This window comes from Sphingomonas phyllosphaerae (assembly GCF_036946485.1).
Lineage (GTDB): Bacteria > Pseudomonadota > Alphaproteobacteria > Sphingomonadales > Sphingomonadaceae > Sphingomonas > Sphingomonas phyllosphaerae_E.
Map to the genome: position 1 here is coordinate 33,199 of NZ_JAQIJA010000009.1, position 10,824 is coordinate 44,022.

General features: G+C 67.2%; 2 protein-coding genes and 2 pseudogenes. All 4 read right to left on the minus strand.

Annotated features, from left to right (window positions below):
* Window positions 1-181: 181 nt before the first annotated feature.
* Window positions 182-8,353, minus strand: coding sequence for a cadherin domain-containing protein (locus tag PGN16_RS20150; protein ID WP_335311145.1), 8,172 nt, complete (start codon window positions 8,351-8,353; stop codon window positions 182-184).
* Window positions 8,354-8,399: 46 nt separating this feature from the next.
* A protein-coding gene (locus PGN16_RS20155; protein ID WP_335299738.1) for an IS3 family transposase occupies window positions 8,400-9,571 on the minus strand; the annotation gives its coding sequence in 2 pieces (ribosomal slippage) (window positions 8,400-9,307 and window positions 9,307-9,571; 1,173 coding nt in all).
* A 61-nt stretch (window positions 9,572-9,632) separates the two neighbouring features.
* Window positions 9,633-10,207 (minus strand): annotated as a pseudogene (locus tag PGN16_RS20160) (IS6 family transposase); the annotation flags it as partial.
* A 223-nt stretch (window positions 10,208-10,430) separates the two neighbouring features.
* Window positions 10,431-10,824, minus strand: a pseudogene (locus PGN16_RS20320) (DDE-type integrase/transposase/recombinase); the annotation flags it as partial.

A 10,824-nucleotide genomic window follows, 5' to 3' on the forward strand; every position in this document is an offset into this window, starting at 1 on the left:
GCCTCGCGCCCGATCATGTGACGCAGGTGGCGCTGGGCGACCGGTTCGCGATTGGCGCGCCTTCACCGGCGAACACGGCTCGTGGAACCACAAGCCGGTGTCGGGCCTCCTCGACGCAGACGACGTCGGCAAGATGATCTGGCGGGTGGCGGTGCAATATGCGTACACCGCCGGCCTGCCGTCAGCTCGTGATCGTCAGCGTGGCGATCGCATTGTGGTTCGCATCGTAGAAGGAATAATTGCCGCTGCCGTCGGTCTCGACATTCGCCGCGCCCAGGCCGTGGAAGACGTCGTCGTTATCGGCATGGAGCGTGAGATGCGAGGCATCGCCGTTGCCGGCGAGCGCGCGGATGACATTGGCGTCGATCTGCAGGTCGGCGGTGACGTCCTGGCCGGTGAAGGCAATATCCTCGACATGGCTGAGGACCGAGGTCAGGTCGGCGCTGCCGACCGTCCCGCTGTGATCGGCCAGCACGACGCGGTCGGTCCCGGCCCCGCCATCGACGGTGGTGCCGCCGAGCGAGAGGAGGAACTGGTCGTCGTGATCGCTGCCGATCACATGTTCGATACCCGACAGGCTGTGCCCCGCGGCCGCGCCGCCCGTACCGGTGCCGGCACCACCCGTGCCAAGGGTGAGGGCAATGCCCGAACCGACATCGGCATAGCTCACCGTGTCGTCGCCCGCGCCGCCATCCAGCGCCTCGGCCTGGGCGGTCGCGAAAAAGACGTCGTCGTGCGAGGAGCCGATGACATGTTCGATCCCGGTCAAGACGTCGCCCTGCGCGTCGCCACCCGAGCTGGCGCTGCCGTCGAGATGCACCGTCACCCCGGCGGATGACGCCGTATAGTCGACCGTGTCATAGCCGCTGCCGCCATCGAGCGTGTCCGCCCCCGCCCCGCCGATCAGCGTGTCGTCGCCGGCCATGCCGTGCAGCACGTCGTCGCCGATCCCGCCGGCGAGATGGTCGTTGCCGCTGGTCCCGACCAAGGTCTCGCCCTGCACGTCGCCGACGGTCACATGGATCACCTGCGTCGTCACCAACGTGCCGTCGGTGACCAGCATGTTGAGATCATAGACATTGTCATGGTCGCGGTCGCCCGGCGTCTCGAAATCCGGCGCGGCGCGGAAGCTCAGCACGCCGGTCGTGGCATCGACCGAGAAGAGGTTGGCATCGTCGCCACCCGCGATCGCATAGGTGAGCGCCGCGCCTTCGGGATCGTGCGCGGCAATCGTGCCGACGGCGGTGGTGTTCTCGTCGACGGCGAAGCTGCGGGAGGCGATCACCGGCGCTTCGTTGACGTCGCTCACCGCGACATGGATCAATTGCGTGGTGACGTGGCCGGTGGCGTCGGACACCGACACCTCGACCTCCGCCGCATGATGGCCCGCCTCGTAATCGGGTGCGGTGACGTAGGAGAGGACACCCCCGTTCGAGATCTGGAACAACGCCGCATCCGCCCCGCCGCTGATCGCGTAGCTGAGCGCCGCGCCCTCCGGATCATGCGCGGCGACGGTCATCACATTGGTCGTGTTCTCGGCCACCGTGGCGTTCGCCGCGGAGGTGATGACCGGGGCCTCGTCGACATCGGTCAGGGTGACGGTCAGCGTCTGCGTCGTCGCCAGACGCCCGTCGGAGGCGAGCACCTGCACCTGATAGCTGTGCTGCCCCGCCTCGTAATCAGGCGCGGTGCGGAAGCTGAGCGCGCCGGTCGCCGCGTCGATCGTGAACAGGTTGGCGTCCGCCCCGCCCGCGATCGCATAGACGACATGGTCGCCGGCATCGGGATCGGTCGCGGTGATGGTGGTCACGGCCGTCTGGTTCTCGGCCACCGACACGGTCGCGGTCGCCGCCATCACCGGCGCCTCGTTCACGTCGGCGATCGTGACCGTATAGGTGCGGGTCGCCGTCTGGGTGCCGTCCGAGGCGCCGATCGTGACCTGGAAATGGCCCGCGCCGACGCTTTCGAAATCCTGCGGACTGACCAGTGACAAAGCGCCGGTGCGAGCGTCGATCGTGAACAGGCCGGCATCGGCGCCGCCGGCGATCGTGTAGGTGATCGCGCTGCGTTCGGGATCGACGGCCAGGATCGTGCCGACCGCGGTGGCATTTTCGTTGACGGTCAGCGCGCTGCCGCCCTGGAAGACCGCCGCCTCGTTGACGTCGGTGACGGTGACCGCCACCGCCTTGTCGCTCGACAGGCCGGTCTGGTCGGTGGCGCGCAGCACGACGTCATAGACGTTGTCGCCGCCCGCGTCCGCCGGCGCCTCATAGTCCGGCGCCGCGACGAAGCGCAGCGCGCCGGTCGCCGAATCGATCTGGAACAGCGACGCGTCGGCGCCGCCCGCGATCGACCAGGTGACCGTGTCCCCCGCATTGGGATCGGTGGCGGTCGCGGTCATCACCGCATGCGTGTTCTCCGCCACCGTGGCGGTCGCCGGTGCGGTGATCGTCGGCGCGCGCTGGTCGCGGGTGACCGCGATCGCCAGCGCCTGGCTGGTCAGGTGGCTGCCGTCGCTGGCCGAGACGATGACGTCATAGACATTGTCGTGACCGGTATCGCCGGGATGGTCGAAGCTCGGCGCCGCGGCGAAGCGCAGCGCACCGCTATTGGCGTCGATCGTGAACAGGCCGGCGTCGGCGCCCGACAGGCTGAAGTGCAGCGTCTGCCCTTCGGGATCGGTCGCGGTCACGGTCTGCACCGCCGTCGTCCCCTCGACCACCGAGGCGGTCGTGGCGGAGGTGATCGTCGGCGCCTCGTCGACGTTGCCGACCGTGACGGTCAGCGCGCCGGTCGTCGTGTTGGTGCCGTCGGAGACCTGCACGGTGAGCTGATAGGCATTGTCGCCATCGGCATCGCCGGGATGTTCGTAATCCGGCGCCGCGGCGAAGCGCAGCACGCCGGTCGCCGGATCGATGCGGAACAGCGCGGCATCCGCACCGCCCGCGATCGACCACGTCAGCGTCGTCCCCGCATCCGGATCGCTCGCCGCCAGCGTCGTCACCGCGGTGCCATTCTCCGCGACCGTATAAGTGGTGCCGGAGGTGATCGTCGGCGCCTCGTTGACGTTGCCGACCGCGAAGGTCAGCGACTGCGTCTGCGACAGGCCATGCGAATCGGTCGCGGTCAGCGTGAAGCTGCGTGTCGCCCCCGCCTCGTAATCCAGGCTGGTGCCGTCCTTCAGCCGGACAATATTGCCGTCGACCACGAACAGTGCCGCGTCCGCACCGCCCAGCGTATAGGTCAGCGTGTCGCCGCTATCGGGATCGCTGGCGGTGAAGGTGGCGACGGTGGCGGCCACGCCATTCTCCGTCACCGTGCCGATGCCGGCCAGCGCCAGCACCGGCGCTTCGTTGACGTTGGTCACCGTCACCGCCAGCGTCTGGCTGGCGATGTTGGTGCCGTCGGAGACCTGCACGGTGAGCTGATAGGCATTGTCGCCATCGGCATCCCCGGGATGCTCGTAATCGGGCGCCGCGACGAAGCGCAGCACGCCGGTGGCGGCATCGATCCGGAACAGCGCGGCATCCGCGCCGCCGCTGATCGACCAGGTCAGCGTCGTCCCCGCGTCGGGATCGCTCGCCGCCAGCGTCGCCACCGCGGTGCCGTTCTCCGCCGCCGACAGCGCGGCGGCGGACGTGATCGTCGGCGCCTCGTTGACGTTGCCGACCGCGAAGGTCAGCGACTGCGTCTGCGACAGGCCGTGCGAATCGGTCGCGGTCAGCGTGAAGCTGCGCGTCGCCCCCGCCTCGTAATTCAGGCTGGTGCCGTCCTTCAGCCGGACGGTGGTGCCGTCAATGACGAACAGCCCCGCGTCCGCACCGCCCAGCGTATAGGTCAGCGTGTCGCCCGCATCCGGATCGCTCGCGGCGAAGGTGGCGACGGTGGCGGCGACGGCGTTTTCCGTTACCGTGCCGACGCCGGCCAGCGCCAGCACCGGCGCCTCGTTGAGGTTGGTCACCGTCACCGCCAGATTCTGCGTGGCGACATTGGTGCCGTCCGAGACCTGGACGGTGAGGTTGTAGACATTGTCGGCGCCGGCATCGCGCGGCGCCTCGAAATCGGGCGCGGCGCGGAAGGTCAGCGCGCCGGTGGCGGCATCGATCCGGAACAGCGCCGCATCCGCACCGCCCGCGATCGACCAGGTCAGCGTCGTGCCGGCATCCGGGTCGCTCGCTGTCAGCATCGCCACCGCGGTGCCGTTCTCCGCAACCGAACAGGTGGCGGCGGACGTGATCGTCGGCGGCTCGTTGACGTTGGTGACGCTGACGGTGATCGTCTGGATGTGCGTCGATCCGTCGTCGGCGGTCGCGGTCACCTGGACGCTGCGGGTCGCGGCCGCCTCATAGTCGAGCTGCGCACCGGGCGCGAGCACCAGCGTGTTGCCGGACATGCGGAAGGTCGCCGCATCCGCGCCGCCGGTGATCGCATAGGTCGCGTTCGAGCTGTCCGCCATGGTCAGCGTGGCGGCGACGGTGCCGGCGGCACTGTTCTCCGCGATCCGCCCCGAGGGCACGATCGTCATGCCGGTCACCAGCTTCGCCGCGGTCAGCGTGCCGTCGTCGAAGCGGAACTTCTCGACATTGGTCACCGTGTCGTTGCCGTCGGGACCGGAGACGGCATAGGCGCCCGTCGCGCCGCTGTAGGTGACGGTATAGGCGGCGCGCGTTCCCGCATAGACCGCGGTGTCGATGCCGCCGCCGCCGTCGATGACGTCGTCGCCCGCACCGCCGCGGATGATGTCGTCGCCCGCGCTCCCACCGCCCACACCGGCGGTGCCGACCTGGACCAGGATATTGTCCAGCCCCCAGCTTTCGTCGCTGATGGGCTGATCGGCCGCACTGCCGAAACCGATCCGGACCGAGCTATCGCCGATGGTGATCGGCATGGTGAGGACGAGGTGGAAGGGCGTATCGTTCGCTCCCGTACCACCCGAGCCGCCCGAATAGATCGCGGTCGTCGCGCCGGCCGTCAGCACCGCCGTCACGCCGGTGACGGAGGATACGGTGCCGAGTGGCGAGATGATCGCGACGACCTTGCCGTTGACGAAGACGGACAGATTGTCGCCGGCATCGAGCGAGTCGAGGCGCAGCGCGTCGAAGGTCAGCGTCACCTGCCCCGCACTGCCGACGGGAATCGCGAAGGTCTTGGCGACTTGTTCGTTGACGACCGTCTGGTTGCCCGAGCCGGCGATCGGTCCCACATATTGGCCGCTGCCGTCCGTGGCCATGGAGATCGTCGCCCCCGTCCAGCCATTGGCGCCGTTCTCGAACGTCTCCAGGGCGGCCAGAGGGGTCAGGGTCGACTGATCGCCGTACAGGTGATCGTCCCCCGCCCCGCCGTCGATCGTGTCGTTGCCGCTACCGCCGGTGACGATGTCGTCGCCGTCACCGGCATCGATCGTATCGTTGCCGAAACCGCCGTCGATGACGTCGTTGCCCGCACCGCCATCGATCACGTCATTGCCGCGCGCATCGGCGAAGACGACGTTGTCGAGGCCGATCCCGTTTTCGGTGGAGACGAACTCCACCTTGTCGCTGCCGCCGGTGCCGGTCACCAGATAGGCATAGCTGCCCCAGGTGTTCGCGACGGTCGTGATCGTGTCGACCACGACGCCGTTGAACAGCACCTGCATCGTCTTGGTGAACGCGTTCCAATTGCCCGCGTCGAACTTCAGGACATAGGTTTCGCCGGCCGTGGTGGCGATGTTCTGCCACACATCGGTCGTCTGCCCGGCCATCAACCGCACCATCTGATTGTTCGGGCTGCCATTGGCCTGCAGCGTATCGTTGACGATGCTGATCGTGCCGCCGGCGGTCTGCCAGCCGGTCGTCTGAGATCCGGTCGCGACATTGCCGGTGCCGTTGCGACCGATGCCGGTGTACGCCTCGAAATTGCCGTTGACGATCAGGTTGGCGGCGCTGCCATAGGTGATCAGATCGACCGGATTGCCGTCGCCGATGATAACGTCGTCGCCATCGCCGCCGCGCAACGTGTCGTTGCCCAGGCCGCCGGTCAGCGTGTTGGCGCCTGCATCCCCGGTCAGCACGTCGTTATAGACCGAACCGGTCAGCCCCTCGATCCCGGTCAGCGTATCGCCGGCGGCGTCGCCACCGCTCGCCGCGCCGGTCGCGAGGTTGACCGTCACCGCCGCGCCCGATTGCGCATAGGAGGCGATGTCGCTGCCCGCGCCACCATCGAGCGTGTCCGCACCCGCGCCGCCGATCAGCACGTCGTCGCCGGCCCCGCCCGACAAAGTGTCGTTGCCCGCGCCGCCGTCGAGCACGTTGTTGCCGGCATCACCGGTCAGCGTATCGGCATAATCGGTGCCGGTCAGGTTCTCGATCTGCGCCAGCGTGTCGGTGACCAGCCCGGCACTCTCCAGCCCGTGGCTCTGGGTCGCGAGCTGTGCGACCTCGGCGGGCGTCAGCGCGGTGTTGAACACCGCGAAATCGTCGATCTGGCCGTCCAGGATCGAGCCGGCACCGCGATAGTCGTTGCCGATCCGGCTGGTGTTCCACGTCAGATTGGGAGGCAGCATCACGCTGGACGGCGCCGACCCGGCCAGATTGCCATTGACGTAGAGTTCGAGCTGGCCGGCACGATAGGTCGTCGTGATCGTTGCCCATTCACCGATGGTGACGGCATTCGCGACCGTGATGCCGGTCGTCGTCGCCGCCGTCGTGGTCGCGCCCGCCACGTCGCCGCGCACCTCGTAATACAGGCTGCCGTTCGCACGCAGGGTGAGGAACGAGAAGTAATTGCTGCTGCTGGTGCTCGCGCCGGTGTTGCCGAGGAACCAGATGCCCTGGTCGCTGGTCGAGCTGGCGTCGAAATGGACCTTTGCGGTGACGGAGAAGGCGTCGCTCGCGCCGGTGATCGCGCCGACCGTCGCATAATTGCCCGATCCGTTGCCGTTGAAGTTGAGCGCGCTGCCGTGCCCGCTTTCCCCGGCGGCCCAGCCGGCGCCGCCGAGCAGGGAGATGGACTGCGATCCGCTGAGCGACAGCGCCGTGTTGCCCGATCCTTCGACGAACCCCCATCCCGCGACCAGCGAGGCGTTGGCATAAGGTGTGGTGCCGCCCGCGCTGCCGGCGTCGCCGCCGGTGGCGATGCCGGTCGCCAGATTGGCGACGACCCCGGCGGACGATCCCGCCCAGCTCGCGGTGTCGATGCCGTCGCCGCCGATCAGCGCGTCCGCGCCCGTGCCGCCGATCAGCACGTCGTCGCCCGCTCCGCCGAACAGCACGTCGTTGCCGCCCGCACCGACCAGCACGTCATTGCCCGCACCACCGCTCAGTGCGTTCACATTGCCGTCGCCGGCGATGTAATCGGCATAGGCGCTGCCGGTGACGTTCTCGATACCGGTGATCTGGTCGTTGGCCGCGAAACCGCCCCAGGCGCGCGTCGCCGCATTGCCGTTCAGCGCCAGATCGATGGTGACGCCGCCCCAATAGGTGGTGTCGCCATAGGTGAGCGTATCGATCCCGGCACCGCCGTCGATCGTGCCGCTGTTGACGTTGGCATAGATCAGGTCGTTGCCGGCACCGCCCCCGAAATTGGCCAGCCCTTCATAGCCCTTCATGATATCGCTGTAATTGGACCCTGCCACGGTCTCGAAACCGCTGGTCGTGTCGGTTCCGCTGCCCAGCGTGTTGGCGGCGTAATAGGTCTTCACGCCGCTGACCCAGCCGTAATAGTTGACGGCGGTGCGCACTCCGCTGGTCGCGCTGGCATAGGACAGGATGTCGGTGCCCGCGCCGCCGTCGAGGATATCGTTGCCCGCGCCGCCGTCGATCGTGTCGTTGCCGGCGCCGCCCAGGATCGTATTGGCGTTGCCGTCGCCGGTCAGCACGTCGTTATAGGCGGTGCCGGTCAGGTTCTCGATCCCCGTCAGCACGTCGTTCGCGGCATAGCCGCCCGATGCCGTGCCGGCGAGCAGGTTGATCGTCACCAGCGCGGTGGAGCGGGAATAGTCGGCGGTGTCGCTGCCGGTGCCGCCGATCAGGATATCCTTGCCGCTGCCCGCGATCAGCGTGTCGTCGCCCGCACCGCCGTTCAGCGTGCCGCCGCCGTCGCTCGCGTAGAGCACGTCGGCATAGGCCGATCCGATGACGCTCTGGATATTGACCAGCGTGTCGCCCTGCGCATCGCCGCCCATGCCCGTCCCCGCGGCGGCATAGGTGCCGTTGTAGGTCGCGTTGACGTTGACATAGACCGCGGCGGTCGAAGCCGAATAATCCGCGGTGTTGTTGCCCGTGCCGCCGTCGAGCGTGTCGGCGCCGCCCAGCCCGACGAGCACGTCGTCGCCGTCGCCGCCCAACAGCACGTTGGCGCCGGCGTCCCCGGTCAGCCGGTCGTTGAATGAGCAGCCCCCACCGGGTGGTCCGGCTTGTTAGTTAGTGCATTGTCGTCTCCGCCGCCATTGCCGGGCGTAGGTGGAGCGAAGCGGAACCGGAGGCCGGTAATGGCGGTGTCACCGCTTCCGGGGCCGGCGGGCGGTAGCCCAGGCTGCTGTGCGGCCGGACGGTGTTGTAGTGACGGCGCCACGCCTCGATCAGCACCCTGGCCTCCGCGAGGCTGTAGAAGATCTCGCCATTGAGCAGTTCGTCGCGAAGCGACCCGTTGAAGCTTTCGTTATAGCCGTTCTCCCATGGCGAGCCCGGGGCGATGTAGAGCGTCTTCACGCCGATCTGGCCGAGCCAGGTCTGGACGGCGGTGGCGATGAACTCGCTGCCGTTGTCCGACCTGATGTGCGCTGGCGGACCGCGTTCGACGAACAGGTCGGCCAACGCGGCCAGCACGTCTTCGTGGCGCAGCTGACGTGCCACGACCAGTGCCAGGCACTCGCGACTGGCCTCGTCGATGATGGTCAGGATGCGGAACTTGCGCCCATCGTGGGTACGCTCCTCGACGAAATCATAGGCCCAGACATGCCCCGGATACTCTGGTCGAAGCCGGATGCAGGAGCCGTCATTGAGCCACAGCCGGCCGCGTTTCGGTTGGCGCTGCGGCACTTTCAGCCCCTCACGCCGCCAGATCCGCTCGACCCGCTTGTGGTTCACCGACCAGCCCGCCGCGTGCAGCAGCGCGGTCACCCGGCGGTAGCCGTAGCGCCCGTACTGCTTCGCCAGCGCGACGACGTCGTCGGTGAGCGCCTGCTCATCATCTGCCCCGCACGGCACTTTGCGCTGCGTTGACCGGTGCTGGCCGAGCACGCGGCATACCCGCCGCTCGGACACGTCCAGCACCTCCCGGACCTGGTCGATGCAGCGCCGGCGCCGCGCGGGGCTCAGAAGTTTCCCTTCGCCGCCTCCTGCAGGATGAGCTTGTCCAGCGTCAGATCCGAAATCGCACGCCGCAGCCGGGCGTTCTCCTTCTCCAGATCCTTCATCCGACGCGCCTGGTCCGTCTTCAGGCCACCATATTCCTTGCGCCAGCGATAGTAGGTCTGCTCGCTGACCGCGATCCGCCGGCACGCTTCGGCGGTCGTGCCGCCTTGGCCCAGCACGATCTCCACCTCACGCAGCTTGCCGATGATCTCCTCCGGCTTGTGCTTCTTCGCAGGCATTCTTCGTCCCTTCCCTGGTCCAGACTGTCATAGTCGATGGACCACTCAGAAGGGGGCAGCTCACCTGAACCGGCTCATCGCGCGCTCGCGTCGTCGAAACGGCAGATGTGAGTTCTCGACGCGGTTGTTCGCCCACCGGCCGATCTCCTGCTTCTCGCGATTGCCCAGTTCGTCCATCGCAGCGCGATAGCTACGCAGCCCATCGGTAGTGATAGCCTCGGGTGCGCCGTGGCGCTTCAACGCTTTGCGCATGAAGCTGAGCGCAGCCTTCTTGTCACGTGTGCGGGTGACGTAATTCTCCAGTACCTCGCCTTCGTGATCGACGGCGCGCCAGAGGTAGACCATCTCGCCGTTCAGCTTCACGTACATCTCGTCGAGGTGCCATCGCCAGTGGCGGAAGCCTCGCATCCGGCTCACCCGCTGGCGGCGAATATCGCTGGCGAACATCGGCCCGAACCTGTTCCACCACAGCCGGACGATCTCATGCCAGACGTCGATCCCGCGCTCGAACAGCAGGTCTTCCACGTTCCGGAGCGACAGTGGGAAGCGGACGTACATCAAGACCACCAACCGGATCATCTCGGGCGACGAGTTGAAGTAGCGAAACCGGCTGGCAGGCTTGCGTGGTCGAGGCATGGCCCCCGCCTAGCCCCACCACCTTACCGGCCGGTTGCATTTGCTTTGACGCCCCCCCCACACGACTCTCTGCACTACAGAACTGGACGAAAGGCCGCGGACATGCGCCCAGAAAAGGATAAATTCCCTTGTCTTGTCAGGTAGTTACAACTGTGTGGCGGCGCTGTCAGTCTAATGCGAACTCGTCTCTCGACGATGCACCTCGCTCTTTGATCGCGCCAGCTTAGCTCGCGAGGATCTGCCACTCTGCCAGGGCGGCAGAGCGGCGTTCCTTGTTAGGTCTGCCGATCGATCAGATGGCGTTTGTGGCTAACGTGGTTGTGGATGCTGGCGTGGACGGAAACGAGCTTCTGTAATGAGCTCATCCGCCTGAACCGGTTCATCGTTCGCTCTCGTCGTCGGAAGGGCAGGTGCGAATTTTCGACGCGGTTGTTCGCCCAGCGGCCGGTTTCCTGCTTCTCGTGGTTGCCAAGCTCGTCCATCGGAGCACCAAGCTGCGCAGTCCATTGGTGGCGATCGCCTCGGGCGTGCCGTGGCGCTTCATCGCTTTGCGCATGAAGCTGAGGCGCAGCCCCTTCTTGTCGCGTGTCCGAGTGACGTAGCTTTCCAGGACCTCT